Here is a 23,797-nt window from a genome sequence, read left to right on the forward strand (position 1 = left end):
ATCGGAAGCGCGTGCCCAAACCTAGGGCGAACGCTTGTCAAAAAACGCGCAAAGCCTTGTCCGTTCGGCTGATGCGGGCCTTGTTCGCTTTCTTTTTGCGAGCCTTTCCGATAGCATCGACCTATGGTTTCATCACCGTTTGAGCATCCGAACAGGCATTTCGCGAGGAGACAGTCATGCGAGTCAGCGACATTCTGAAAGTAAAGGGCAACACGCTCTTTACGGTGACACCCGATACGCCGCTCTCCGACGCGATCGACACGATGGCTGCGCACGATATCGGCTCGCTCGTCGTGATGGAGTACGGCGACCTGGTCGGCATGCTGACCTTCCGCGAGATCATCCTGACCTTGCACAACAACAGCGGCTCGGTCGGCGCCACGACCATCCGCAAGATCATGGACGACCATCCGCTCACGTGCACGCCGGAAACGGATGTAAACGAAGTGCGCCGCATGATGCTGGAGCATCACGTGCGCTATCTGCCTGTCATGGAGAATCGTCAGTTGATGGGCGTCATCTCGTTCTACGACGTGGCCAAGGCCGTCGTGGAAGAGCAGGGCTTCGAAAATCGCATGTTGAAGGCTTATATTCGCGACTGGCCCGAGCAGCAGGAAGAAGCCCGCTGAGCGTCGATGTCGTGCCGCGAGGCGTCGCGCTTCGCGGCATGATGTACGAGCCGATGCTTCGCGCAGAATGCAGTGTTCGCAGCGCGCCCTCATGGCGCGCTTTTTTTCGTCTGGCCGGCAGCAAGGCGAGCCTTCGGCCTGGTTCTCGTTTCATTCGGATTCGATCGCCGTATGCACGGATCAACGCCGAACTCAACCTGTACACAAGACATGAGTGACAAACCGATGCGCGCCTCGTCGCGCACTTCCCGACGTTCGCACGAAGGCGAAAGCCAGTTCCGCCTCCTGCGCGAGCGCCGTTTCGCGCCGTTCTTCTGGACGCAGTTCCTCGGCGCGATGAACGACAACATCTTCAAGGTCGGCTTCACATCGCTCGTCACCTTCCAGGCCGCGCGTTTTTCCGGCGTCGATCCGAAGACGGCCGCGTTCCTGATTTCCGCGATCTTCATCGTACCGTTCGTGCTGTTCTCCGCAACCTCCGGGCAGATCGCCGACAAGTATGACAAAGCCGTGCTCGCGCGCCTCGTGAAGACCTTCGAGATCGTCGTGATGCTGATCGGCGGCGCGGGCTTCCTGATGCACAGCGCGCCGCTTCTTTACGCATGCACCTTTCTGATGGGCGTCCACTCGACCGTCTTCGGGCCGGTGAAGTATGCATATCTGCCGCAGCATCTCGATTCGCATGAACTCGTCGGCGGCAACGGGCTCGTCGAAATGGGCACGTTCGTCGCGATCCTGATCGGCACGATCATCGGCGGGGCGGCGGCGGGCGCGATGGAGCACGGCGCGATGCTCCTCGCCGTCGCGTGCGTCGCGTTCGCGATCATCGGGCGCGTGGCCTCGGCGTTCGTACCGAAGTCGGACGCGTCGCAGCCGGAGCTGCGCATCAACTGGAATCCGTTTTCCGAGACGTGGCGCAATCTCAAGCTCGCGCGGGCCGATCGCACCGTGTTTCTCAGCCTGCTCGGGATTTCGTGGCTCTGGTTCGTCGGGGCGACCTTCCTCACGTCTTTCTTCAATTTCGCGAAGGATGTGCTGTCTGCCGATCCCGATGTCGTGACCATTCTTCTCGCGACGTTTTCCATCGGCATCGGTACGGGATCGCTGTTGTGCGAGCGGCTGTCGAAGCGCCGCGTCGAGATCGGGCTCGTGCCGCTGGGCTCGATCGGCATCAGCGTGTTCGCGATCGATCTTTTCTTCGCGAGCCACCGCATCGCGCCCGCGGGGCACTTGCTCGACGTCGGCGAATTCCTGCTCGCGCTGCCCCACTGGCGCATTCTCGCGGACCTGTTCCTGCTCGCGATGTTCGGCGGTTTTTACAGCGTGCCGCTCTATGCGCTGATTCAGGCGCGCAGTCAGCCCACTCACCGGGCGCGCATCATCGCGGCGAACAATATCCTCAACTCGTTTTTCATGATCGTCTCCGCGCTGATGGCGCTTGCGCTCACGTCGTTCGGCGTCGGCATTCCGGGGCTCTTTCTGGCCACCGCGCTCCTCAATGTCGTCGTCGCCGTCTATATCTATTCGCTCGTGCCCGAGTTTCTGCTGCGCTTTATCGCGTGGATTCTGGTGCACACGTTCTACCGCATTCGTCTCGTCGGCGCCGAGCGTATCCCCTCGCATGGCGCGGCCGTGCTCGTGTGCAATCACGTGAGTTTCGTCGACGCGGTCGTCATCATGGCCGAAAGCCCGCGGCCGATCCGCTTCGTGATGGATTACCGCATTTTCCGGACGCCGTTCGTCGGCTGGATGTTCCGGCATGTGAAGGCGATCCCGGTCGCGCCCGCGCATGAAAACGCCGACATGCTCGAACGCGCCTACGCAGCATGCGGGCAGGCGCTCAAAGCGGGCGATCTCGTCTGCATCTTTCCTGAAGGCAAGCTGACGCGCACCGGCGAGATCAATCCGTTCCGGCATGGCGTCTCGGAGATTCTGCGGCGTCATCCCGCGCCCGTCGTGCCGATGGCGCTGCGCGGGCTCTGGGGCAGCGTGTTCTCGCGCCACGAGGATGCGCAATGGCCGCGTCCGATTCAGCGCGGCGCGATGACGCGGCTGACGCTCGCGGTCGGCGAGCCGATCGCGCCCGAGGACGTGACGCCGCAACATCTGCAGGACGTGGTGAGCGCGCTGCGCGGCGCAAGGCGCTGAGCGCGGCGGCGCTGGCATAATATCGGTTTCCCCCGACACTTCTTTCAGGTCGACGCTCATGTCCGGCAATACCCTTGGCACGCTTTTCACCGTCACGAACTTCGGCGAGTCGCATGGTCCGGCGATCGGCTGCGTGATCGACGGCTGCCCGCCCGGCATGGCGCTCACCGAAGCCGATATCCAGATCGAACTCGATCGCCGCCGCCCCGGCACGTCGCGTCATGTCACGCAGCGTCAGGAAGCGGACCAGGTCGAAATTCTCTCCGGCGTGTTCGAAGGCGTGACGACCGGCACGCCCATCGCGCTCCTGATCCGCAATACCGATCAGCGCAGCAAGGACTATGGCAACATCGCTCAGACGTTCCGGCCGGGTCATGCGGACTACACCTATTGGCAGAAGTACGGCGTGCGCGACTATCGCGGCGGCGGCCGTTCGTCGGCGCGTCTCACTGCGCCGACCGTCGCCGCGGGCGCGGTCGCGAAGAAGTGGCTGCGCGAGAAGTTCGGTCTCGAGACGCGCGGCTGCATGAGCGCGCTGGGTGAAATCGAGATTCCGTTCGTCGACTGGCAGCACGTGCCCGAGAACCCGTTCTTCTCGCCGAATGCCGAAATCGTGCCGCAACTCGAAGCGTACATGGACGGACTGCGCCGTGATGGCGATTCCGTGGGCGCGCGCATCGAGGTCGTTGCGACGGGGGTGCCCGTCGGACTCGGCGAGCCGCTGTACGACCGGCTCGATGCCGACATCGCTCACGCGATGATGGGCCTCAATGCAGTGAAGGCCGTCGAGATCGGCGCGGGCTTCGCAAGCGTCGCGCAACGCGGTTCGCAGCACGGCGACGAGATGACGCCCGAAGGCTTCGCGGCCAACAACGCGGGCGGTATTCTCGGCGGCATTTCGAGCGGACAGGACATCAGGGTGTCGATCGCGATCAAACCGACCTCGAGCATTCGCACGCCGCGTCAGTCGATCGACAAGCAAGGCGCGAGCGCGACCGTCGAGACCTTCGGGCGTCACGATCCGTGCGTCGGCATTCGCGCTACGCCGATCGCCGAAGCGCTGCTCGCGCTCGTGCTGATGGATCACGCGCTGCGTCATCGGGCGCAATGCGGCGATGTCGTGGTCGACACGCCCAAGATAGCGGCGCAAGCACCGACGGAATAAGTCGAAGCATTAAAAAAACGGGCGCCGGTCTCAACGACCGGCGCCCGTTTTCTTTCGGCGAAGCAGAAATCACATGTTCGGATAGTTCGGCCCGCCGCCGCCTTCCGGCGTAACCCACACGATGTTCTGCGTCGGGTCCTTGATGTCGCACGTCTTGCAGTGCACGCAGTTTTGCGCGTTGATCTGCAGGCGCTCGTTGCCGTCGTCGGACTTGACGAACTCGTACACCGCCGCCGGGCAGTAGCGGCCTTCCGGACCGGCATAGGTGCGCAGGTTCACGTTGACCGGCACGCTCGGATCCTTCAGCGTCAGATGCGCTGGCTGATTCTCTTCGTGATTCGTGTTCGAGATGAACACCGACGAGAGACGGTCGAACGTGAGCTTGCCATCGGGCTTCGGATAGACGATCGGCTTGCACTGCGACGCCGGCTTCAGCATCTCGTGATCCCAATGCTGATGATGCAGCGTCCACGGCACGTTGCCGCCCATCACCTTTTGCTCGAGGCCGACCATGAAGGTGCCGAGGTAGAGGCCCTTGCTCATCCACTGCTTGAAGTTGCGCGCGCGATACAGCTCGGTCTTGAGCCACGAACTGTCGAACGCTTCGGGGTAAGCAGTGAGTTCGTCGTTCTGGCGGCCCGCCTGCACGGCTTCGAACGCGGCTTCGGCAGCCATCTTGCCGGACTTGATCGCCGCGTGACTGCCCTTGATGCGCGATGCGTTGAGAAAGCCCGCGTCGTCGCCCGCGAGCGCGCCGCCCGGGAACGCGAGCTTTGGCAGCGACATGAGGCCGCCCGCGGTGATCGCCCGCGCGCCGTAAGAAATGCGCTTGCCGCCTTCGAGGAACGGTCGGATCGACGGATGCGTCTTGTAGCGCTGGAATTCCTCGAACGGCGACAGATACGGATTCGAATACCCCAGCCCGACGACAAAGCCCACCACCACCTGATTGTTGTCCATGTGGTAGAGGAACGAGCCGCCGTAGGTGTCGGGTTCGAGCGGCCAACCGGCTGTGTGGATCACGAGTCCCGGCTTGTGCTTGACCGGATCGATTTCCCACAGCTCCTTGATGCCGATGCCATACACCTGCGGATCGGAATTCTGGTTGAGCTTGAACTTGTCGACCAGTTGACGGCCGAGATGCCCGCGCGCGCCTTCGCAGAAAAGCGTGTATTTCGCGTGCAGTTCCATGCCGAGCTGGAAATTCTCGGTCGGCTCGCCATCCTTGCCGACGCCCATGTTGCCCGTGACGACCCCGCGCACCGAACCGTCCTCGGCATAGAGCACTTCGGCGGCCGGAAAGCCCGGAAAGATCTCCACCCCGAGCGCCTCGGCCTGCTGGCCGAGCCACCGCGTCACGTTCGCGAGGCTGATGACGTAGTTGCCGTGATTCTTGAAGTTGTCGGGAAGCAGCCAGTTCGGCACCTGCTTCGCGTCGCTCTGCGTCAGGAAAAGGAACCGGTCCTCGGTCACCTCGACGTCGAGCGGAGCGCCTTTTTCCTTCCAGTCGGGAATGAGTTCGGAGAGGCCGCGCGGGTCCATCACCGCGCCGGACAGAATGTGCGCGCCGATCTCGGAGCCTTTCTCCAGCACGCACACGCCGATTTCGACGCCTTTCTCCTCCGCCAGTTGCTTCAACCGGATGGCCGCCGACAAACCGGCTGGTCCCCCGCCAACGATGACGACGTCGTATTCCATCGATTCGCGGGGACCGTACTGCTCGATGAGGCTCGCCGGGGTCATCAATGCTCCTATGTACCGTTAGAATGCCCTTTCGGGATCGCGTATTTTCAGGGAAGGCGAAGCGGGCTGCAACCAAAAGCTCGCCAATTTAGCACGATCGTACTATTATCCACGACACCCGCGCTATCGGTGTTGATGCTTATAGCCCGCATCGGCGCGTCTGTGCGCCCGTCAGGGCTGAGCCAACCATAAAAAGGAAGCACAATGGGCCGTTCGATCAACCTGGAAGGCAAGGTCGCGCTGATCACCGGCGCGTCCAGTGGTTTGGGCAAGCGTTTCGCACAAGTGCTGTCGCAGGCAGGCGCCAAGGTGGTGCTCGCGAGCCGTCGCACCGAGCGCCTGAAGGAACTGCGCGCCGAAATCGAGGCGTCGGGCGGCGCGGCGCACGTCGTCTCGCTCGATGTGACGGATTACCAGAGCGTCAAGTCGGCGGTTGCACATGCGGAGACCGAAGCGGGTACCATCGACATCCTCGTCAATAACTCGGGTGTGTCGACCACGCAGAAGCTCACGGAGGTCACGCCCGCTGACTTCGAGTTCGTCTTCGGCACGAACGTGCGGGGCGCGTTTTTCGTCGCGCAGGAAGTCGCGAAGCGCATGATCATGCGCGGCAACGGCGCGGCCAAGCCGGCGTATCGCATCATCAACGTGGCGTCCGTGGCCGGCTTGCGCGTGTTCCCGCAGATTGGCCTCTATGCGATGAGCAAGGCCGCCGTCGTGCAGATGACCAAGGCGATGGCGCTCGAATGGGGCCGCCACGGCATCAACGTCAACGCGATCTGCCCGGGTTACATCGACACCGAAATCAATCATCATCACTGGAAGACCGAGCAGGGACAGAAGCTCATTTCGATGCTGCCGCGCCGCCGCCTGGGTTCGCCTGACGATCTCGACGGTCTGCTGCTGCTGCTCGCAGCCGACGAATCGCAGTTCATGAACGGCTCGGTGATCTCGGCGGACGATGGCTTTTCGCTCTGAGCGGTTTTCTCTTTTTTACACTTGCAACTGTAGAGCAGTCCATGAGCACCGACAGCCAATTTCACACCGTCATCGATGTGTCCATGCCGATCCGCTGGGGCGACATGGACGCGTTCGGCCACGTCAACAACACGGTCTTTTTCCGCTACATGGAACAGGTGCGCATCTCGTGGTTCGAACGACTCGGCATCGCGGGCGGCAATGGCGAGGGGCAAGGGCCGGTGATCGTGAATGCGTCGATGGAGTTTCTGAAGCAGCTCCATTATCCCGGCGACGTGATCGGCCGGATGTCCGTCGGCAAGCCCGGACGCAGCAGCTTCGACACGCGCTTCGAGCTCTATCGCGCCGATGCGCCCGGCGTGCTCTACGCGCGTGGCGCGGCGAGGATCGTGTGGATCGACTATGCCGCGGGCAAGTCGCTGCCGATTCCGGATTTCATGCGGCAGACCATCGAGAAGGCCATACCGGTGGCGTCGTGATCGCGCGGGGTCGGTCTGAATGCCTCAGGTGCCGAGCAGCCGCTGTAGAAGTTCGGTGGCATTGCCCGTGTCGTACTTCCTCATGAGCCGCGCGCGGTAGATATCGACCGTGCGCGGGCTGATATCGAGCACGCGGCCGATCTGCTTGCTCGTCTTGCCGGTCACGAGCTGCGCGGCAATCTCCCGCTCGCGCGGCGTCAGTTCGATCGCGACCCGCCGCGTCGCGCTCAAGTCTTCGAACGTCCAGACGCCCGCCGCATGCGGCGCGGCCCGATCGAGGGCGCGCCCGGTCACGTGGCACCAGAAGAGTTCACCGTTTCTCCGCTTCATGATCCGGTCGTCGCTGTAAGTGCCTTCCTTGCTGATATGCGCCGCGATGCGCTCACCGATGCGCGCGAACTCGTCCGGCGACGGATATAACACCTCGAACGACTTGCCGATGAGCGCCTCACGCGCGAAACCGAATATCGCGCAGAGCTGCTCGTTGCAGTCCTCGATGATGCGCTCGCGCGAAAGCACGAGCCCGACGGGCGCGAGGTGAAACGCGGTTTGATAATCCAGTGCACGCATGTGAAATCGGGCGCGCGGGCGCTTGCGTTTCGCGGCGAAAAAGGCGCCGGGAACCAAACGCGCGCGGGCAAAGACTTATGTATTTTTGCGTATTGTGCCGGATCACCGCGCCAAAGTACTCTTTCGCCATGCGAAAAGGCCGTGCGACGCGCTCCTGACAGCGCGAACGCGGCGTCAAAAAACCGATTTTCAGTTGGTTCAACATGGAAGGGACATTCAGATGAACAAGGTCTATCCCAGCGCGAAAGCCGCGCTCGAGGACATCGTCAAGGACGGGCAGACGTTCGCCGTCGGCGGTTTCGGGCTGTGCGGCATTCCCGAGGCGCTGATCGAAGCGCTGCGCGACACGGGCGTGAAGGGCATCACCTGCATCAGCAATAATGCGGGCGTCGACGGTTTCGGGCTGGGTCTGCTTCTCGAGACACGCCAGATCAAGAAGATGATTTCGTCGTACGTCGGCGAAAACAAGGAGTTCGAGCGGCAATATCTCGCTGGCGAACTCGAACTCGAATTCACGCCGCAAGGCACGCTCGCCGAGAAACTGCGCGCGGGCGGCGCGGGCATCCCGGCGTTTTTCACGAACACGGGCTTCGGCACGGTGATCGCGGAAGGCAAGGAAACGCGCCAGTTCGGCGAGAACCACTACGTGCTCGAACATTCGCTGACGGCCGATGTCGCGCTCGTGAAAGCCTGGAAGGCGGACAAGTCCGGCAACCTGGTTTATCGCCGCACGGCACGCAACTTCAACCCGAACTGCGCGATGGCCGGCAAGATCACCGTGGCCGAAGTGGAAGAGATCGTCGAGACGGGCGAACTCGATCCGGACATGATTCATACGCCCGGCATCTTTGTGCAACGCCTCGTCCTGAATGCGCATCCGGAAAAGCGCATCGAACAACGCATCGTCCGCGCGAAAGGAGAGTAATCATGGCTTGGACTCGAGACCAGATGGCCGCGCGCGCGGCGAAGGAACTGCAGGACGGCTTCTACGTGAACCTCGGCATCGGCTTGCCGACGCTCGTCGCCAATCACGTGCCGGAAGGCATGGAAGTGTGGCTGCAGTCGGAAAACGGCTTGCTGGGCATCGGCCCGTCGCCGTATGAAGACGAAGTCGACGCCGATCTCATCAACGCCGGCAAGCAGACGGTGACGACGCTGCCCGGCTCGTCGATCTTTTCGTCGGCGGATTCGTTCGCGATGATCCGCGGCGGCCACATCAACCTGGCGATCCTCGGCGCGATGCAGATCAGCAAGAAGGGCGATCTGGCCAACTGGATGATCCCCGGCAAGATGATCAAGGGCATGGGCGGCGCGATGGACCTCGTCGCTGGCGTGAAGCGCGTCGTCGTGCTGATGGAGCATGTCGCGAAGGGCGATCAGCACAAGATCCTCGAAGAGTGCTCGTTGCCGCTGACGGGCGTGGGCGTCGTGGATCGCATCATCACGGATCTCGGCGTGATCGACGTCACCGACACCGGGCTGAAGGTGGTCGAGCTGGCCGACGGCGTGACCGCCGAGGAAATCCAGCAGAAGACGGGCGCGCCGCTCGATGTGACGAGCGTGAAGTGATGGCGATCTGACAGAACGCCGCTTGCGCGGCGTGAGCGCGGCTCGGAGCCGATTGCAGCCGGGCGAAGCTTTTGCAGCTTCGCCCCTTTTTTTTGCCCGATCGTCGGTATTTGCTGCGCGCAGGCGGGTTGTCCATCCGGCCAACGTCCGCTCGAACCCACGGGATGCGCTTTACAATCGTTTCGACACTTGCCACGAGGAACTCTCTATGACCGCACCCATCGTCGTCGAACCCGTGCATTCCGATTTGAGCGATCCGCGACAGCGCTTCGTGCAATGCGCGAGCCCGGCGGGTCTGCATCGCATTGCTTACACGGAGTGGGGCGATCCGGCGAGTCCGCGCGTGCTGCTTTGCGTGCACGGATTGACGCGTTCGGGCCGTGACTTCGACAAGCTCGCGCAGGCGTTCGCACGCGACTATCGCGTGGTGTGCCCGGATGTGGTGGGACGAGGGCTCTCCGACTGGCTTGCCGACCCGCGTTATTACGGGGTGCCGCAATACGTCGCCGACATGGTCACGCTGATCGCACGTCTGAACGTCGAGACGGTGGACTGGTTCGGCACGTCGATGGGCGGGCTCATCGGCATGGCGCTCGGCGGGTTGCCGAATACGCCGATCCGGAAGATGCTGCTCAACGATGTCGGGCCCCATATCGAGCCGATCGCGCTACAGCGCATCGGCGACTATCTCGGCAAGCCAGCGCGCTTCGCATCGCTCGATGAAGGCGTGCGGCATGCGGCGGCGCTCGCGGCGTCGTTCGGGCCGCTGACCGATGCGGAGTGGACGAGCATCAATACGCCGCTGCTGCACGAGCGCGACGGCGCGTGGGGCTTCCGCTACGACCCGGGCATCGCGACGCCGTTCACGTCGGCAACGGACGAGCAGAATGCGGCCGGCGAGGCGTTCCTGTGGCGCTCTCTTGCGTCGATCAGGACGCCGGTGCTGGTCGTGCGCGGCGAGACGTCGGATCTGCTGTCGCGCGAGACGGTCGGGCAAATGGTCGAAAAAGGTCAGGCCGTGACGAGCGTCGAGATTCCCGGCGCGGGACATGCGCCGGCATTTCTTGCCGAAGATCAAATCGCTGTCGCCAGGGGGTTCTTTCTCGAAAATAGCGACAGCGGGGCATAATATCGGGCTGGGCGCACGTCGCTTGTGCCCGTTTTTCACCCTTCATCGATCAGGAACACACAATGGCAGTCATTCGTCATCACGTCGGTCCGCGCCTCTCCGAAACCGCCATCCACAACGGCACGGTATATCTCGCGGGCCAGATCGCAGAAGACACGGACCAGGACATTACGGGCCAGACGCGCGAAGTGCTCGGCCACATCGACCGCTTGCTCGAGGAAGCGAACAGCGACAAGTCGCACCTGCTTTCGGTGCAGATCTATATCTCGGACATGATTCACTTCCCCGGCATGAACGCCGTGTGGGACTCGTGGGTCGCGGAAGGCAACACGCCGCCGCGCGCGACGGTCGAGGCGAAGCTCGCCAATCCGGCGTGCCTCGTCGAAATCGTCGTGATCGCCGCGCAACGCAGCTGATTCATCGCTTCGCCTGAAGTAGTGGCAATACCCGCATGACCGCGACCGCCGTCCCCGCCCAAACGCTGCCCGAGCCGTCCATCGACGACGCGCTCGCGTTCGTGCGCGAGCACGCGAAGGATGCGCGGGTCTCGACGGGCGAACTGCTGGCGGATCATGCGGCGGGCACAGCGCGCATCATGCAGACGCTCAACGTCGATTCGCATGCGATCGCGGCGGCGGCGTTGTTCGTGCTGGTGCCGCATCTCGATGATCCGGAGAAAGTCATTGCCGAGCGCTTCGGCCCGGAAGTGCAGCGGCTCGTCGGCGATGTGCGCAAGCTCTTGCGGCTCGGCTCGGTCAGTTCCCGTGCGACGCTCGCGGCATTGCCCGAGAACACGCGCGATGCGCAGGCCGCGCGCCGCGCGCAGGTCGAGGCGCTGCGCAAGATGCTGCTCGCGTTCGCTCAGGACATACGCGTCGTCTTGATCAGGCTCGCGTCGCGCGTGCAGACGTTGCGTTATCACGCCGCGCACAAGACCGATCCCTCGCCGGACGTGCCGCGGGAGACGCTCGAGATCTACGCGCCGCTCGCCAATCGCCTTGGTATCTGGCAACTGAAGTGGGAACTGGAGGATCTGTCGTTCCGCTTCGAGGATCCGGTCACGTACAAACGCATCGCGAAGCTGCTCGACGAGCGGCGCGTCGAGCGCGAGACGTATGTGACCGAGGCAATCGCTCGATTGCAGAAAGAGCTCGACACCGCGCACATCAAAGCGGAAGTCAGCGGGCGGCCGAAGCACATCTACAGCATCTGGAAGAAGATGCGCGGCAAGCATCTCGACTTCTCCGAACTGAACGACGTGCGTGCGTTTCGGGTGATCGTCGGCGACATCAAGGACTGCTACACCGTGCTCGGCATCGTGCACAACCTGTGGCAACCGGTGCCGCGAGAATTCGACGACTACATTTCACGTCCCAAGCCCAATGGCTACAAGTCGCTGCATACGGTCGTGATCGGCGATGACGGGCGCGCGTTCGAAGTGCAGATCCGTACCCACGAAATGCATCAGTTCGCCGAGTACGGTGTGGCTGCGCACTGGCGTTACAAGGAAGCGGGCGCGCGCGGCTATGCGGGGCAGGTGACGGCGAGCGAGAAATACGACGAGAAGATTGCATGGCTGCGTCAGCTTCTCGCGTGGAAGGATGACGTCGAAGGCGAGCCGCCGGGCTGGCAACATCTGCGCGACGCCACGCTCGACGACGATCATATTTACGTGTTGACGCCGCAGGCGCGCGTGATCGCGCTGCCGCAGGGCGCTACTGCCGTCGATTTCGCGTATCACCTGCACAGCGAGCTTGGGCATCGCTGCCGCGGCGCGCGTGTCGACGGCGCGATGGTGCCGCTCAACACGCCGCTGCAGAACGGGCAGACGGTCGAGATCGTCGCGGTAAAGGAAGGCGGGCCGTCGCGCGACTGGCTCAATCCGCAGCTCGGCTATTTGCACAGCGCACGGGCGCGGCAGAAGGTGCGCTCGTGGTTCCTCGCGGCCGATGCCGCGGAGCACATCGCGGCGGGGCGCACGATCGTTGAAAAGACTTTGCAGCGCGAGGGAAAGACGTCGGTGAGCCTGGAGCAGCTCGCGACGAAGCTTGGCTTCAAGACACCCGAAGATCTCTATGCGGTCGTCGCGAAGGAAGAGTTCAGCCTGCGCAACATCGAGCAAGCGCTTTCGGACACGCCGCCGCCCGAGCCGGAGCCGGAGGCGCCCGAGCAGTTCGAGAAGCGCAGCAGCGGGCAAAGCGTCGCGCACGGCGCGTCCACGGGCGTGCTCGTCGTGGGCGTGGATGCGTTGCTCACGCAACTCGCGCGCTGCTGCCGCCCTGCGCCGCCCGATCCGATCGCGGGCTTCATCACGCGCGGCAAGGGCATGTCGGTTCACCGCAGCGATTGCGCGACGTTCAAGCGCATGGCCCAGCGCTCGCCCGAGCGCGTGTTGCACACGACCTGGTCCGCCGATGTGATGAACGGACGCGGTTCGTCGGTATATCCGGTGGATCTTTCGGTGGAGTCCGCGGACCGGCAGGGTTTGCTACGCGATATCTCCGAAGTGTTCGCGCGCGAGAAGATCAACGTGATTGGCGTAAAGAGCCAGAGCCGCAGGAATATCGCCTATATGCAGTTTACGGTGGAAGTGTCGAGCGCGGCGCAGATTCAGCGCGCGTGCACGCTGCTCAATGAAGTGCAGGGTGTGATTCGCGCGTCGCGTCGCGCGTAATCGCTGGGCGTTGAACGGATCGGCGAATATTTTAGATTTTTCTGAAGATAACCACTTGCCAAGATCCGAAACGCTCCATATAATCTCACTTCTTTCAGGCTCGTAGCTCAGCTGGTTAGAGCACCACCTTGACATGGTGGGGGTCGTTGGTTCGAGTCCAATCGAGCCTACCAACGAAAACGAAATTCGGCGAACTCTGGTTTGCGGAGTTTCAAACCGCAAGAAGCGCTTAGCGCAAAAGGCGAATATAAATGGCACTTCGAACGTTGACCGAAACAAATTCGGAGCGACGCTAGTCGAGGACCTATTTCGCCTTCTGCCAAATTGTTTCGCGGTATGTGTGAAAAGTGAATGCGGCCCCTCGATAGCGGGGCCGCATTTTTTTTGCCTTGCGATTTTTGAAGTGAAATCGCGCGGCAATGCTTAAATCGAATCGCTCGGCATGCGCCAGCGTCTTGGAGAACGATATGGTTTCGGTACGTTTGCCTGATGGGTCGGTCCGACAATACGACCACCCGGTGACCGTCGCGGAAGTCGCGGCATCGATCGGCGCGGGCCTTGCCAAGGCAGCGCTCGCCGGCAAGCTCAATGGCGAACTCGTCGATACCTCGTTTCTGATCGACAAGGATTCGTCGCTTGCCATCGTCACTGACAAGGATCCGGAAGGCGTCGATGTCGTGCGCCACTCCACCGCGCATTTGCTCGCTTATGCGGTCAAGGATCTGTTTCCCGAGGCGCAAGTGACCATCGGGCCGGTCATCGACAACGGCTTCTATTACGACTTCTCGTACAACCGTCCCTTCACCCCCGAAGATCTCGAGAAGATCGAAAAGCGCATGCAGGAACTCGCGAAGAAGGACGAGCCGGTGTCGCGCCGCGTCGTCTCGCGCAACGAGGCGGTGGAGTACTTCAAGAGCATCGGCGAAAACTACAAGGCAGAGATCATCGAGTCCATCCCGGAAAGCGATGAAATCCGTCTGTACGGGCACGGCAACTTCATCGACCTGTGCCGCGGTCCGCACGTGCCGTCCACCGGCAAGCTGAAGGTCTTCAAGCTGATGAAAGTCGCCGGCGCCTACTGGCGCGGCGATTCGAAGAACGAGCAGCTTCAGCGGATCTACGGCACCGCGTGGACCAAAAAGGAAGATCAGGACGCCTATCTCCACATGCTCGAAGAAGCCGAGAAGCGCGATCATCGAAAGCTCGGCAAGCAACTCGACCTGTTCCATCTGCAGGACGAAGCGCCGGGCATGGTGTTCTGGCATCCCAAGGGCTGGTCGCTGTGGCAGCAGGTCGAGCAGTACATGCGCCGCCGCGTGAACGAGGCCGGTTACCTCGAAATCAAGACCCCGATGGTGATGGACCGCTCGCTCTGGGAAGCGTCGGGCCATTGGCAGAACTATCGTGAAAACATGTTCACGACCGAGTCGGAAAAGCGCGACTACGCGATCAAGCCGATGAACTGTCCGGGTCACGTTCAGGTGTTCAACCATGGTCTGCGTTCGTATCGCGATCTGCCGCTGCGTTACGCGGAGTTCGGCTCATGCCATCGCAACGAGCCGTCGGGCGCGCTGCATGGCCTGATGCGCGTGCGCGGTTTCGTTCAGGACGATGCGCATATCTTCTGCACCGAAGATCAGTTCATCGCGGAATCGATCGCCTTCAATACGCTCGCGATGAGCGTGTACAAGGATTTCGGGTTCGATCACATCGACATCAAGCTGTCGCTGCGCCCCGATCAACGTGCCGGCACCGATGAAATCTGGGACCGCGCGGAGCAGGGCTTGCGCGAGGCGCTGACCGCGTGCGGTCTCAAGTGGGAGGAACTCGCCGGCGAAGGCGCGTTCTACGGTCCGAAAATCGAATATCACATCAAGGACGCGCTCGGCCGCTCGTGGCAATGCGGCACGCTGCAGCTCGATATGGTGCTGCCGGAGCGTCTGGGCGCCGAGTACGTCGCGGAAGACAACAGCCGCCGCCGTCCGGTGATGCTCCACCGCGCAATCGTCGGATCAATGGAGCGATTCCTCGGCATCCTGATCGAGCATCATGCCGGCGCAATGCCGCCGTGGCTCGCGCCGATCCAGGCCGTCGTGCTGAATATTGCCGAAAGTCAGGCTGAATATGCGGGTAATCTGGCCCAATCGTTGCAAAAACAAGGGCTTAGAGTCGAGTCGGATTTGCGCAACGAGAAGATTAGCTATAAAATACGCGAGCACACGCTGCAAAAGGTGCCGTATTTGCTGGTCGTCGGCGACAAGGAGCGTGATGCGCAAACCGTAGCCGTGCGTGCTCGTGGCGGTGTCGATCTGGGCGTGATGCCGGTCGACGCATTCCTCGAACGTCTGCAGCAGGAAGTGCGGGCGTTCAAGTAAGTCACTCGCAGCGCGGCTTGTTTTTTCATTTTTAGAGGAAACGTAACATCGCTACTGATAAGTCGTCACATCGCATCAACGGTGAAATTACCGCGCCGGAAGTGCGCTTGGTCGGAGTGGACAACGAGCCGCTCGGAATCGTGAAGCTCGCCGAAGCGTTCCGTCAATCGGAACAGCTCGACGTGGATCTCGTCGAAATCGCGCCGCAGGCGTCACCGCCTGTCTGCCGTTTGATGGACTACGGAAAGTTCAAGTATTCGGAAGCGAAGAAGCAACACGAAGCGAAGTTGAAGCAGAAGATCGTGCAGGTGAAGGAAGTAAAATTCCGCCCCGGCACCGATGACGGTGACTACAACGTCAAGCTGCGCAACCTTACGCGCTTCCTCGAAGACGGCGACAAGACGAAGATCACGTTGCGTTTCCGCGGCCGTGAAATGGCGCACCAGGAAATCGGCATGCGTATGCTCGAACGCCTGAAGTCCGATCTGGACGAATTTGGCCAGGTCGAGCAGATGCCGAAGATGGAAGGGCGCCAGATGATCATGGTGCTTGCCCCGAAGAAAAAGGGTAAGTAAGCGCAAAAGCGGTAAGGCGATGGATCGCGCGCCGTCACAAGGCGGCTGGCGCGGCATTGTCGGAAGTTTCAGGGCGTCGCCGCTTCGGTGGCGGCGCTCATGAAAGGCGGCGGTTCTTCACTGAGCCGTTTGCACATAAGTGGAGCGTGGGTTTCGAAGGGCGGGAAGGGGTTCGTCGGCCGCATCGACGGATCAGCCGCACACCCATGACCATCTAATAAACTGGAGTTGTTTCATGCCGAAGATGAAGACCAAGAAGAGTGCTGCAAAGCGCTTCGTGGTGCGTCCGGGCGGTACCGTCAAGCGCGGTCAGGCCTTCAAGCGCCACATTCTTACCAAGAAAACCACCAAGAACAAACGCCATCTGCGTGGCTCGACGGCCGTTCACGATTCCGATCTGAACTCCGTCCGCGCGATGCTGCCGTTCGCCTAACCTCAACTTAAACTCATAGGAGCGCAACATGCCTCGAGTAAAACGTGGGGTTACCGCACGGGCCCGTCACAAGAAGATCATCCGTCTGGCCAAGGGTTACCGCGGCCGTCGCAATAACGTCTATCGCATCGCCAAGCAGGCGGTCATGCGCGCAGGCCAGTACGCCTACCGCGATCGCCGCAACAAGAAGCGTGTGTTCCGCGCACTGTGGATCACGCGTATCAACGCGGCGGTGCGTCAGCACGACATGACCTATAGCGTGTTCATCAACGGCCTGAAGAAGGCATCGATCGAACTCGACCGCAAGGTTCTGGCTGACATGGCTGTGTTCGACAAGGCTGCTTTTGCTGCGATCGTGAAGCAGGTGAAAGCCGCCGTTGCAGCCTAATTGCGAAATTAGTACTGCGTGGTTCGCCTCTTCGTCGCCAGGTCGTTGACGGCGGCGGAAGGCAGAAAACGGGGCTCTCACCGAGCCCCGTTTTTGTTGGTCGGACGGTTTTGCTTATCCTCGCGATTGGCACGCGCTTCGTGAAGCGTGGATGAGCAAAACCGAACCTCAGATTGAATTTCGACGTTAAAAGATGGGATCAATGGATCTGGACCAGATTGTCGCCGACGCGAAGAGCGCCTTTGAACACGCCACCGATACCACCACGCTCGAAAACGAGAAGGCCCGGTTTCTCGGCAAGTCCGGTGCGCTGACCGAGTTGCTGAAGGGATTGGGCAAACTCGACCCGGAAGCGAAGAAGACCGAAGGCGCGCGCATCAATCAGGCGAAGCAGCAGGTCGAAGCCGCGTTGAACGCGCGCCGTCAGGCGCTCGCGGACGCGTTGCTGAACCAGCGTCTCGCGGCCGAAGCGATCGACGTCACGCTGCCGGGACGCGGCGCGGGAGTGGGCACGCTGCATCCTGTGATGCGCACGTGGGAGCGCGTTGAGCAAGTGTTCCGCACGATCGGCTTCGACGTGGCCGACGGTCCAGAGATCGAAACCGACTGGTACAACTTCACCGCACTGAACAGCCCGGAGAACCATCCGGCGCGCTCGATGCAGGACACGTTCTACGTTGACGGCAAGGACGCCGATGGCCGGCCGCTGCTGCTTCGCACGCACACGAGCCCGATGCAGGTGCGCTACGCGCGCATGAACAAGCCGCCGATCAAGGTGATCGTGCCGGGCCGCACGTATCGGGTGGATAGCGACGCTACGCACTCGCCGATGTTCAACCAGGTCGAAGGCCTGTGGATCGAAGAAAACATCAGCTTCGCGGACCTGAAGGGCGTCTACACCGATTTCCTGAAGAAATTTTTCGAGCGCGACGACATTCTCGTGCGCTTTCGTCCGTCGTACTTTCCGTTCACGGAGCCGTCTGCCGAAATCGACATGATGTTCGAGCATGGCAAGAACGCGGGCAAATGGCTGGAAATCTCCGGCTCGGGTCAGGTTCACCCGACCGTCATCCGCAACATGGGCCTCGATCCTGAGCGCTATATCGGCTTCGCATTCGGTAGCGGGCTCGAGCGCCTGACGATGCTGCGCTATGGCGTGCAGGATCTGCGTCTGTTTTTCGAGAACGATCTGCGTTTCCTGCGCCAGTTCGCGTAACGCGGCGGCCTTGCCTGCGGCGTCCGGCGCTCCAACGGGAAGCCGGACGAGACTCCAAACATTTCGAACGTAGACACACATGCAATTCCCAGAATCCTGGCTCCGCAGTTTCGTCGATCCCAAGCTCTCCACCGATGAACTCGCGCACGCGCTGACGATGGCCGGTCTCGAAGTCGAAGACCTGCGCCCGGTCGCGCCGCCGACCACGAAGATCGTCGTCGGGCAGGTGCTCGAAGTCGCCAAGCATCCGAATGCCGACAAGCTCAATGTCTGTCAGGTCGACGTTGGCACGGGCGAGCAGTTGAACATCGTGTGCGGCGCGCCGAATGTGTCGCCGGGCATCAAGGTGCCAGTGGCGCTCATCGGCGCGGTGCTGCCTCCGGCGGAGCCGGGCGGCGAGCCGTTCGCGATCAAGCCCACGAAGCTGCGCGGTGTCGATAGCCAGGGCATGTTGTGTTCGGCGCGCGAGCTGAAGCTATCGGAGGATCACAGCGGTTTGCTGATCCTGTCCGCCGATGCGAAGGTCGGTCAGGATATCCGCGAGGCGCTCAACCTCGACGACACCGTGTTCGAAATCAAGCTCACGCCGAACAAGGCGGATTGCCTGTCGGTGTTCGGCGTCGCGCGCGAGACCGCCGCGATCACCGGCGCACCGCTGAAGCAACCGGACATGCCCGCGGTCGAAACGAAGCTCGACGAAAAGCTGCCCGTGAAGATCATGGCGCCCGATCTGTGCGGCCGCTTCTCCGGCCGCGTGATCCGCGGCGTGAACGCGCACGCGAAGACGCCGCAATGGATGGTCGAGCGCCTCGAGCGCGCGGGCCAGCGCAGCATCTCCGCGCTCGTCGATATCTCCAATTACGTGATGCTCGAGCTCGGCCGTCCGTCGCACGTGTTCGATCTCGACAAGATCCACGGCGCGATGGAAGTGCGCTGGGGCAAGAAGGGCGAGTCGCTGAAGCTCCTGAACGGCAATACCATCGAGGTCGATGAAACCGTCGGCGTGATCGCGGACGATCACCATCTCGAAAGCCTCGCGGGCATCATGGGCGGCGACAGCACCGCCGTGTCGCTCGACACGACCAACATCTATCTCGAAGCCGCTTTCTGGTGGCCGGATGCAATCCGCGGCCGCGCGCGCAAGTACAACTTCTCGACCGATGCGGCGCATCGCTTCGAGCGCGGCGTCGACTACTCGACGACCGTCGAGCACATCGAACGCATCTCGCGCCTGATCCTCGACATCTGCGGCGGCGCAGCCGGTCCGGTCGACGACCAGATCATCAACGTACCCGAGCGCAATCCGGTGTCGATGCGCGTGTCGCGCGCGCATCGAATCATCGGCGTGGAGATTGGCGCCGAAGAAATCGCGCAGATCTTCACGCGCCTGAACCTCGCATTCGAGCGCGACGGCGATACTTTCAGGGTTACGCCGCCGCCGTATCGTTTCGACATCGAGATCGAGGAAGATCTGATCGAAGAAGTCGCGCGCATCTACGGTTTCGAGAAGATTCCGGCGCGCCCCCCGGTTGCGCGCAGCGAGATGCGCATCACGAACGAAACGAAGCGCTCGATCCACACGCTGCGCCATGAAGTGGCCGCGCGCGATTACTCGGAGACGGTCAACTTCAGTTTCGTCGATGCCGAGTGGGAGAAAGACTTCGCCGGCAACGACAATCCGATCAGGCTGCTCAACCCGATCGCGAGCCAGCTCTCGGTCATGCGCACGACGACGTTCGGCAGCCTGATCGAAGTGCTGCGCTACAACCTGAATCGTCGCGCGGACCGCATCCGCGTGTTCGAGGCGGGTCGCGTGTTCCATCGCGATGCATCCGTGAAGGCGGGCGAACTGACGGTCGAAGGCTTCGCGCAGCCGAAGATGATCGGCGCTCTTGCGTATGGTCCGGTGATCGAGGAGCAGTGGGGCGCGGCTTCGCGCAATGTCGACTTCTTCGACGTGAAGGGCGATGTCGAAGCGCTCTTCGCGCCGGTCGTGCCGCGCTTCGTGAAGGCGGAGCATCCGGCGCTGCATCCGGGGCGCAGCGCGCGCATCGAAGTGGCGGGGCACGCGGTCGGCTGGATCGGCGAACTGCATCCGCGCTGGCTGCAGAAGTATGACCTGCCGAACCCGCCGATCCTCTTCGAAATCGACGCGGACGCGCTGATGGATCGCGCGCTCCCCGCGCCATCCGAGGTGTCGAAATTCCCGCCCGTGCGACGCGATATCGCAATTGTCGTGGATCAACACGTCCCGGTTCAGGCGCTCTTGGACGAGCTCGAAAGTGCCCGCTCGGAGGACGCTTGCAGGCACGTTACGCGGGTTGCGCTTTTCGATGAATTTCGTCCAAAATCAAATACTTCCGGTGGCTTGGGAGCGCATGAGAAAAGTCTTGCCTTCCGTGTAACGTTGCAAGATACTGGCGGCACGCTTCAGGACGAAACGGTCGATACGGCCATCAAAACGCTGGTGGATCGCCTGGCTCGAGTACACGGCGCGCGGTTACGCGGATAGCCTGCAGTTGGCCCTTTCCGTCTCAATCGCCAAGTCTTCAATGTGGCAAGCGCCGTTCTACCGATATGAACCAAATGAACTCGAGTGATTTCGAAGCCCTTCTTTCGGCGCAGCGTAGCGCCATGAACCGAGATACCCCGACCTCGAGCGCGCCCGGCGACACGCCGACGCTCACCAAAGCCGAACTGGCGGAGATGCTGTTCGACCACGTCGGTCTGAACAAGCGTGAAGCCAAGGACATGGTCGAAGCCTTCTTCGAAGTCATCCGCGATGCGCTGGAGAGCGGCGAGAGCGTCAAGCTGTCGGGCTTCGGCAACTTCCAGCTGCGCGACAAGCCTCAGCGTCCGGGCCGCAACCCGAAGACGGGCGAGGCCATTCCTATTGCCGCGCGGCGGGTCGTCACGTTTCATGCAAGTCAGAAGCTGAAGGCGCTGGTCGAAACGGGAGCGGAGACCGATCTCACTCGCTGATCTCCCGGCGGCGCGCGAATGACCCGCGCCGCGCTGCATGACCGCCGCGCTTCAATCGACATCACTTATAACGATGGTTGATCGACGATGGAAAAAGTCGTCTTGCCTCCGATCCCCGCCAAGCGTTACTTCACGATTGGCGAAGTCAGCGAGTTGTGCGGCGTCAAGCCTCACGTGCTGCGCTATTGGGAGCAGGAGTTCACGCAACTGAGGCCGGTCAAGCGGCGGGGCAATCGCCGCTACTATCAGCATCACGAAGTCTTGCTGATCCGGCGCATTCGTGAGTTGCTGTACGAACAGGGTTTCACGATCAACGGCGCGCGCAACCGGCTCGATTCACAAGGACGCGCGAATGGCGACGAAGCCGAGCTCGATGAAACGCAGGCGTCGGCGCAAGCGCAACCGGGCGTCGATGTCGATCAGCTTCGCAAGGATATTCTTCAGGTGATCGATCTTCTCGGCGGATGAACGCCGCTGTGATCCACGCCATGATGCCGCGATTCGTCGCGGCATTTTTTTCGTCCCTACGACGCGCGCTGCGCGCCGCCAGCGACGGCAGTAGCATGGTTCCTTGCTTTTTTCTCGTTGCCGCACGGGACGTGTTCGCGGCGGCTTCATGACATCGACTCAGGAGGGCTTATGCGAGTGTTGCTCGTTGGCGCAACTGGAATGTTGGGCACGGAGATCAAGCGGATTCTCGAACCCGGGCACGAAGTGATCAGCGCGAGCCGCAAGGGCTCGGACGTAGCGGTCGATTTGTCGGACAAGGCGAGCATGGTCGCGATGTACGAGAAAGTCGGGAAGGTCGGCGCTGTCGTGTGTGTCGGCGGCGCTGCGAAGTTCGCGCCGCTCGACGCGCTCGCCGATGACGACTATGCCTTCAGCCTCGCGAACAAGCTCATGGGGCAGGTGAATCTCGTGCGCTGCGCGGTCGGTCACGTCGATGAAGGCGGATCCGTCACGCTGACGAGCGGCACGCTCGCTCAAGCACCGATGATCGGCAGCGCGGCCGTGAGCCTCGTGAACGCGGGCGTCGAAGGATTCGTGCGCGCGGCCGCGCTCGAGTTGCAGGGCATGCTGCGTGTGAACGTCGTAAGTCCCGGATGGGTCTCTGAAACGTTGGTCTCGATGGGGAAGGATGGATCGCAAGGCATCGCGGCTGCGGAAGTCGCCAAAGTGTATAGGCGTGCCGTCGACGAGACAATGACCGGGCAGACGCTGGCCGCGGCTAAGACTTGATGCCCGCGCGAATGCGCCGCTTCGGGCCGACCGTGGCCTCGGAGCGGGAGACAGGCATCTTCACGTTGATTGACCAATAGACGATGCTCGGCCCGACGCCCCAGGGCGGATAGATGCGCCAGTCGTCAGTGCCGTGGTGGAAGAAGTAGAGCGCGAAGCATCGGCCTGGCCTGGTGGCGCTCACACACACATAGCGGCTGCCGCCGGGATAGATGCGCCCGAACCTCGTGACGCGTGCGCGGCTCGCCGGATCGAACCAGCGAGCGACTTCCGCGTGCAAGGCGGAGCAGGGTCGACCGGATTGGATGCGCCGCTGTTGCGCGGACGTCGAGACAGACGAAGGCATAAGCGCCGTTCCTTATGTGGCACCTTAACATTAGGCCTTAAATCACTGACACACAAGTGTTTTTTCCGTTTTTACGTCTGAATAAAGGGTGGGCTGAGCGCCGGTAATCCCCATGTGACGAGCGGTGTCAGATGCTTAAGCCCATCATCGCGGTCGCGTTGGTCAAAGTCTCCTCTTCGGCGCGGACCTTGAGCATTGCATCAGCCAGACGGTAGTAGAGTTGGGCGCGCTGTTCGAGGACCGCGGGTGACGCGTCGCCGGAAAGTCTTTCGCCAGCCATTTCGCCAGCCAGCGCCTGGCCCGCGAAGTAGTCTCGCAATGACATGCCGTAATTGCTGTTGCCGGGAAATGCGCGTGGGTTGTTGAGCTTGTTGTATGCCATTGTTCTTGCTCGTTTTATGAATACGATGGCTTGGGACGGACAAAGAAAAAGGCTCTCCGGCCAGAAGCCGGAGAGCCTTTGATTCCTGGTCGGGGCGAGAGGATTTGAACCTCCGACCACCTGCACCCCATGCAGGTACGCTACCAGGCTGCGCTACGCCCCGAAAGAGCGAAAGTATATCAGAGAGAAACGGATAGTAGAACTGCTTCCAACAATTTCGCTGTTGCACTCACCAAATTCACTCGCGGTGGGTCAGAGCGTCAGCTCCGACTGCGTGTAAGGCGAGGTTTGAATCTGCACGGAGCCTTCGCGTTCCGTCTCGCTTCGACCGTGGACACCCTCGCGCGCGAAGCGCTGACGCCGACGAAATCTCAACGCAAGCAGCAGCGATATCGTGCAGGGAATCAGATACGTGACGATCCGTTCGCTCCACGCGATCCTCGATCCGAGGCTGTCGTAGCGAGTGCGTTCATGGAAATTCGCGGATGCGAAGACCATCGTCAGCGTAAAGTCCAGCAGCATCGCCAATACGCAGAGGGCCAGAAAAAGCAGTGCGCCGTTCCACTTCGGCGCGCCAAGGCTCGCGTTCAAGGCGCGACAGATAAAAAGCGCCAGGCCAAGCAAGGTCAGACTGAAGGCCAGGGGAAGCCAGGGAAAATCCATATCGCGCGTGCCTCGCGTGCGGGTAACAGGGAAGATCCCGGCGGCGCGCAAGATGAAACTTTTTGTCGCGTCTCGAGCGCCCGATCCGGAAGCGGGCGCGATCATCACACGCAA

At 61.8% G+C, this 23,797-nt stretch carries 24 protein-coding genes and 2 tRNA genes; 20 read left to right on the forward strand and 6 right to left on the reverse strand.

What is annotated here, in order from left to right:
* The first annotated feature begins 176 nt into the window (after nucleotides 1-176).
* The 3 genes from NCS58_RS06065 (at nucleotide 177) to aroC (ending at nucleotide 3,942) form a co-directional block, all read left to right on the forward strand.
* Entirely contained in the window at nucleotides 177-629 is a 453-nt protein-coding gene (locus NCS58_RS06065) for a CBS domain-containing protein (protein ID WP_061120088.1), read from the forward strand.
* Between the two features lie 210 nt (nucleotides 630-839).
* Nucleotides 840-2,777 carry an MFS transporter gene (locus NCS58_RS06070; RefSeq protein ID WP_250538126.1) on the forward strand — a complete coding sequence of 646 codons (1,938 nt, stop codon included), beginning with the start codon at nucleotides 840-842 and terminating at the stop codon, nucleotides 2,775-2,777.
* 58 nt (nucleotides 2,778-2,835) lie between these two features.
* Nucleotides 2,836-3,942 carry a chorismate synthase gene (gene aroC, locus NCS58_RS06075; protein ID WP_061120086.1) on the forward strand — a complete coding sequence of 369 codons (1,107 nt, stop codon included), beginning with the start codon at nucleotides 2,836-2,838 and terminating at the stop codon, nucleotides 3,940-3,942.
* A 69-nt stretch (nucleotides 3,943-4,011) separates the two neighbouring features.
* Here the strand turns inward: aroC and NCS58_RS06080 are convergent, their stop codons facing one another.
* Nucleotides 4,012-5,685 carry an electron transfer flavoprotein-ubiquinone oxidoreductase gene (locus NCS58_RS06080; RefSeq protein WP_061120085.1) on the reverse strand — a complete coding sequence of 558 codons (1,674 nt, stop codon included), beginning with the start codon at nucleotides 5,683-5,685 and terminating at the stop codon, nucleotides 4,012-4,014.
* Between the two features lie 204 nt (nucleotides 5,686-5,889).
* Between NCS58_RS06080 and NCS58_RS06085 the strand changes: the two genes are divergently transcribed.
* Both NCS58_RS06085 and NCS58_RS06090 read left to right on the forward strand, forming a co-directional pair.
* Nucleotides 5,890-6,663 (forward strand): SDR family oxidoreductase, encoded by a 774-nt coding sequence (locus tag NCS58_RS06085; RefSeq protein WP_061120084.1) that lies wholly within the window; start codon nucleotides 5,890-5,892, stop codon nucleotides 6,661-6,663.
* 41 nt (nucleotides 6,664-6,704) lie between these two features.
* A complete protein-coding gene (locus NCS58_RS06090) occupies nucleotides 6,705-7,142 on the forward strand; it encodes a thioesterase family protein (RefSeq protein ID WP_061120083.1) in 438 nt (145 codons plus the stop codon).
* A gap of 24 nt (nucleotides 7,143-7,166) precedes the next feature.
* Here the strand turns inward: NCS58_RS06090 and NCS58_RS06095 are convergent, their stop codons facing one another.
* Nucleotides 7,167-7,712, reverse strand: coding sequence for a LuxR C-terminal-related transcriptional regulator (locus NCS58_RS06095; RefSeq protein WP_061120148.1), 546 nt, complete (start codon nucleotides 7,710-7,712; stop codon nucleotides 7,167-7,169).
* A gap of 220 nt (nucleotides 7,713-7,932) precedes the next feature.
* On the opposite strand from NCS58_RS06095, the gene NCS58_RS06100 reads away from it, so the two are divergent.
* From NCS58_RS06100 to NCS58_RS06170, 15 genes are all read left to right on the forward strand, one after another.
* Complete coding sequence (locus NCS58_RS06100; RefSeq protein WP_250538127.1) at nucleotides 7,933-8,637, forward strand: CoA transferase subunit A; 705 nt, start codon at nucleotides 7,933-7,935, stop codon at nucleotides 8,635-8,637.
* 2 nt (nucleotides 8,638-8,639) lie between these two features.
* The gene (locus tag NCS58_RS06105) at nucleotides 8,640-9,281 is read left to right on the forward strand and encodes a CoA transferase subunit B (RefSeq protein WP_061120081.1); all 642 of its coding nucleotides are present in this window, start codon (nucleotides 8,640-8,642) and stop codon (nucleotides 9,279-9,281) included.
* Between the two features lie 208 nt (nucleotides 9,282-9,489).
* Nucleotides 9,490-10,410: an alpha/beta fold hydrolase gene (locus NCS58_RS06110; protein ID WP_250538128.1), complete on the forward strand. Its 921-nt coding sequence runs from the start codon at nucleotides 9,490-9,492 to the stop codon at nucleotides 10,408-10,410.
* Nucleotides 10,411-10,472: 62 nt separating this feature from the next.
* On the forward strand, nucleotides 10,473-10,826 hold the full coding sequence (locus tag NCS58_RS06115; RefSeq protein WP_061120079.1) for a RidA family protein: 354 nt from the start codon (nucleotides 10,473-10,475) through the stop codon (nucleotides 10,824-10,826).
* Nucleotides 10,827-10,861: 35 nt separating this feature from the next.
* The gene (locus NCS58_RS06120) at nucleotides 10,862-13,084 is read left to right on the forward strand and encodes a bifunctional (p)ppGpp synthetase/guanosine-3',5'-bis(diphosphate) 3'-pyrophosphohydrolase (RefSeq protein WP_061120078.1); all 2,223 of its coding nucleotides are present in this window, start codon (nucleotides 10,862-10,864) and stop codon (nucleotides 13,082-13,084) included.
* A gap of 96 nt (nucleotides 13,085-13,180) precedes the next feature.
* A tRNA-Val gene (locus tag NCS58_RS06125) sits at nucleotides 13,181-13,257 on the forward strand.
* Between the two features lie 294 nt (nucleotides 13,258-13,551).
* Nucleotides 13,552-15,459 (forward strand): threonine--tRNA ligase, encoded by a 1,908-nt coding sequence (gene thrS / locus NCS58_RS06130; RefSeq protein WP_061120147.1) that lies wholly within the window; start codon nucleotides 13,552-13,554, stop codon nucleotides 15,457-15,459.
* Between the two features lie 47 nt (nucleotides 15,460-15,506).
* Complete coding sequence (gene infC / locus NCS58_RS06135; protein ID WP_075583873.1) at nucleotides 15,507-16,034, forward strand: translation initiation factor IF-3; 528 nt, start codon at nucleotides 15,507-15,509, stop codon at nucleotides 16,032-16,034.
* Between the two features lie 235 nt (nucleotides 16,035-16,269).
* Entirely contained in the window at nucleotides 16,270-16,467 is a 198-nt protein-coding gene (gene rpmI, locus NCS58_RS06140) for a 50S ribosomal protein L35 (RefSeq protein ID WP_006052501.1), read from the forward strand.
* A 28-nt stretch (nucleotides 16,468-16,495) separates the two neighbouring features.
* On the forward strand, nucleotides 16,496-16,855 hold the full coding sequence (gene rplT, locus NCS58_RS06145) for a 50S ribosomal protein L20 (RefSeq protein WP_008350196.1): 360 nt from the start codon (nucleotides 16,496-16,498) through the stop codon (nucleotides 16,853-16,855).
* A gap of 202 nt (nucleotides 16,856-17,057) precedes the next feature.
* Complete coding sequence (gene pheS, locus NCS58_RS06150; RefSeq protein WP_061120077.1) at nucleotides 17,058-18,071, forward strand: phenylalanine--tRNA ligase subunit alpha; 1,014 nt, start codon at nucleotides 17,058-17,060, stop codon at nucleotides 18,069-18,071.
* Nucleotides 18,072-18,150: 79 nt separating this feature from the next.
* Entirely contained in the window at nucleotides 18,151-20,583 is a 2,433-nt protein-coding gene (gene pheT / locus NCS58_RS06155; protein WP_250476533.1) for a phenylalanine--tRNA ligase subunit beta, read from the forward strand.
* 65 nt (nucleotides 20,584-20,648) lie between these two features.
* Entirely contained in the window at nucleotides 20,649-21,053 is a 405-nt protein-coding gene (locus NCS58_RS06160; protein ID WP_061120075.1) for an integration host factor subunit alpha, read from the forward strand.
* A gap of 87 nt (nucleotides 21,054-21,140) precedes the next feature.
* The gene (locus tag NCS58_RS06165) at nucleotides 21,141-21,521 is read left to right on the forward strand and encodes a MerR family transcriptional regulator (protein ID WP_061120074.1); all 381 of its coding nucleotides are present in this window, start codon (nucleotides 21,141-21,143) and stop codon (nucleotides 21,519-21,521) included.
* A 171-nt stretch (nucleotides 21,522-21,692) separates the two neighbouring features.
* Nucleotides 21,693-22,292 (forward strand): short chain dehydrogenase, encoded by a 600-nt coding sequence (locus NCS58_RS06170; protein WP_061120073.1) that lies wholly within the window; start codon nucleotides 21,693-21,695, stop codon nucleotides 22,290-22,292.
* Here the strand turns inward: NCS58_RS06170 and NCS58_RS06175 are convergent.
* The 4 genes from NCS58_RS06175 to NCS58_RS06190 form a co-directional block, all read right to left on the reverse strand.
* Nucleotides 22,282-22,638 (reverse strand): hypothetical protein, encoded by a 357-nt coding sequence (locus NCS58_RS06175; protein ID WP_143756384.1) that lies wholly within the window; start codon nucleotides 22,636-22,638, stop codon nucleotides 22,282-22,284. The two genes, NCS58_RS06170 and NCS58_RS06175, sit on opposite strands and share 11 nt — an antisense overlap.
* A 127-nt stretch (nucleotides 22,639-22,765) precedes the next feature.
* Nucleotides 22,766-23,020 (reverse strand): hypothetical protein, encoded by a 255-nt coding sequence (locus NCS58_RS06180; RefSeq protein WP_061120071.1) that lies wholly within the window; start codon nucleotides 23,018-23,020, stop codon nucleotides 22,766-22,768.
* Nucleotides 23,021-23,106: 86 nt separating this feature from the next.
* Nucleotides 23,107-23,183, reverse strand: a tRNA-Pro gene (locus NCS58_RS06185).
* 89 nt (nucleotides 23,184-23,272) lie between these two features.
* A complete protein-coding gene (locus tag NCS58_RS06190) occupies nucleotides 23,273-23,797 on the reverse strand; it encodes a hypothetical protein (protein WP_409241423.1) in 525 nt (174 codons plus the stop codon).

Source organism: Caballeronia sp. INML3B, assembly GCF_023631305.1.
Classification (GTDB): Bacteria; Pseudomonadota; Gammaproteobacteria; order Burkholderiales; family Burkholderiaceae; genus Caballeronia; species Caballeronia turbans.

What these genes read in the sequence shown, in the direction of transcription:
- NCS58_RS06175 (WP_143756384.1), bottom strand. Translation starts at nt 22,638, where the DNA reads ATGCCTTCGTCTGTCTCGACGTCCGCGCAACAGCGGCGCATCCAATCC.
- NCS58_RS06080 (WP_061120085.1), bottom strand. Translation starts at nt 5,685, where the DNA reads ATGACCCCGGCGAGCCTCATCGAGCAGTACGGTCCCCGCGAATCGATG.
- NCS58_RS06180 (WP_061120071.1), bottom strand. Translation starts at nt 23,020, where the DNA reads ATGGCATACAACAAGCTCAACAACCCACGCGCATTTCCCGGCAACAGC.
- NCS58_RS06120 (WP_061120078.1), top strand. Translation starts at nt 10,862, where the DNA reads ATGACCGCGACCGCCGTCCCCGCCCAAACGCTGCCCGAGCCGTCCATC.
- NCS58_RS06160 (WP_061120075.1), top strand. Translation starts at nt 20,649, where the DNA reads ATGAACCAAATGAACTCGAGTGATTTCGAAGCCCTTCTTTCGGCGCAG.
- rpmI (WP_006052501.1), top strand. Translation starts at nt 16,270, where the DNA reads ATGCCGAAGATGAAGACCAAGAAGAGTGCTGCAAAGCGCTTCGTGGTG.
- NCS58_RS06105 (WP_061120081.1), top strand. Translation starts at nt 8,640, where the DNA reads ATGGCTTGGACTCGAGACCAGATGGCCGCGCGCGCGGCGAAGGAACTG.
- NCS58_RS06065 (WP_061120088.1), top strand. Translation starts at nt 177, where the DNA reads ATGCGAGTCAGCGACATTCTGAAAGTAAAGGGCAACACGCTCTTTACG.
- NCS58_RS06110 (WP_250538128.1), top strand. Translation starts at nt 9,490, where the DNA reads ATGACCGCACCCATCGTCGTCGAACCCGTGCATTCCGATTTGAGCGAT.
- rplT (WP_008350196.1), top strand. Translation starts at nt 16,496, where the DNA reads ATGCCTCGAGTAAAACGTGGGGTTACCGCACGGGCCCGTCACAAGAAG.
- NCS58_RS06085 (WP_061120084.1), top strand. Translation starts at nt 5,890, where the DNA reads ATGGGCCGTTCGATCAACCTGGAAGGCAAGGTCGCGCTGATCACCGGC.
- NCS58_RS06170 (WP_061120073.1), top strand. Translation starts at nt 21,693, where the DNA reads ATGCGAGTGTTGCTCGTTGGCGCAACTGGAATGTTGGGCACGGAGATC.
- thrS (WP_061120147.1), top strand. Translation starts at nt 13,552, where the DNA reads ATGGTTTCGGTACGTTTGCCTGATGGGTCGGTCCGACAATACGACCAC.
- NCS58_RS06100 (WP_250538127.1), top strand. Translation starts at nt 7,933, where the DNA reads ATGAACAAGGTCTATCCCAGCGCGAAAGCCGCGCTCGAGGACATCGTC.
- pheS (WP_061120077.1), top strand. Translation starts at nt 17,058, where the DNA reads ATGGATCTGGACCAGATTGTCGCCGACGCGAAGAGCGCCTTTGAACAC.
- NCS58_RS06070 (WP_250538126.1), top strand. Translation starts at nt 840, where the DNA reads ATGAGTGACAAACCGATGCGCGCCTCGTCGCGCACTTCCCGACGTTCG.
- NCS58_RS06095 (WP_061120148.1), bottom strand. Translation starts at nt 7,712, where the DNA reads ATGCGTGCACTGGATTATCAAACCGCGTTTCACCTCGCGCCCGTCGGG.
- NCS58_RS06115 (WP_061120079.1), top strand. Translation starts at nt 10,473, where the DNA reads ATGGCAGTCATTCGTCATCACGTCGGTCCGCGCCTCTCCGAAACCGCC.
- NCS58_RS06090 (WP_061120083.1), top strand. Translation starts at nt 6,705, where the DNA reads ATGAGCACCGACAGCCAATTTCACACCGTCATCGATGTGTCCATGCCG.
- aroC (WP_061120086.1), top strand. Translation starts at nt 2,836, where the DNA reads ATGTCCGGCAATACCCTTGGCACGCTTTTCACCGTCACGAACTTCGGC.
- NCS58_RS06165 (WP_061120074.1), top strand. Translation starts at nt 21,141, where the DNA reads ATGGAAAAAGTCGTCTTGCCTCCGATCCCCGCCAAGCGTTACTTCACG.
- pheT (WP_250476533.1), top strand. Translation starts at nt 18,151, where the DNA reads ATGCAATTCCCAGAATCCTGGCTCCGCAGTTTCGTCGATCCCAAGCTC.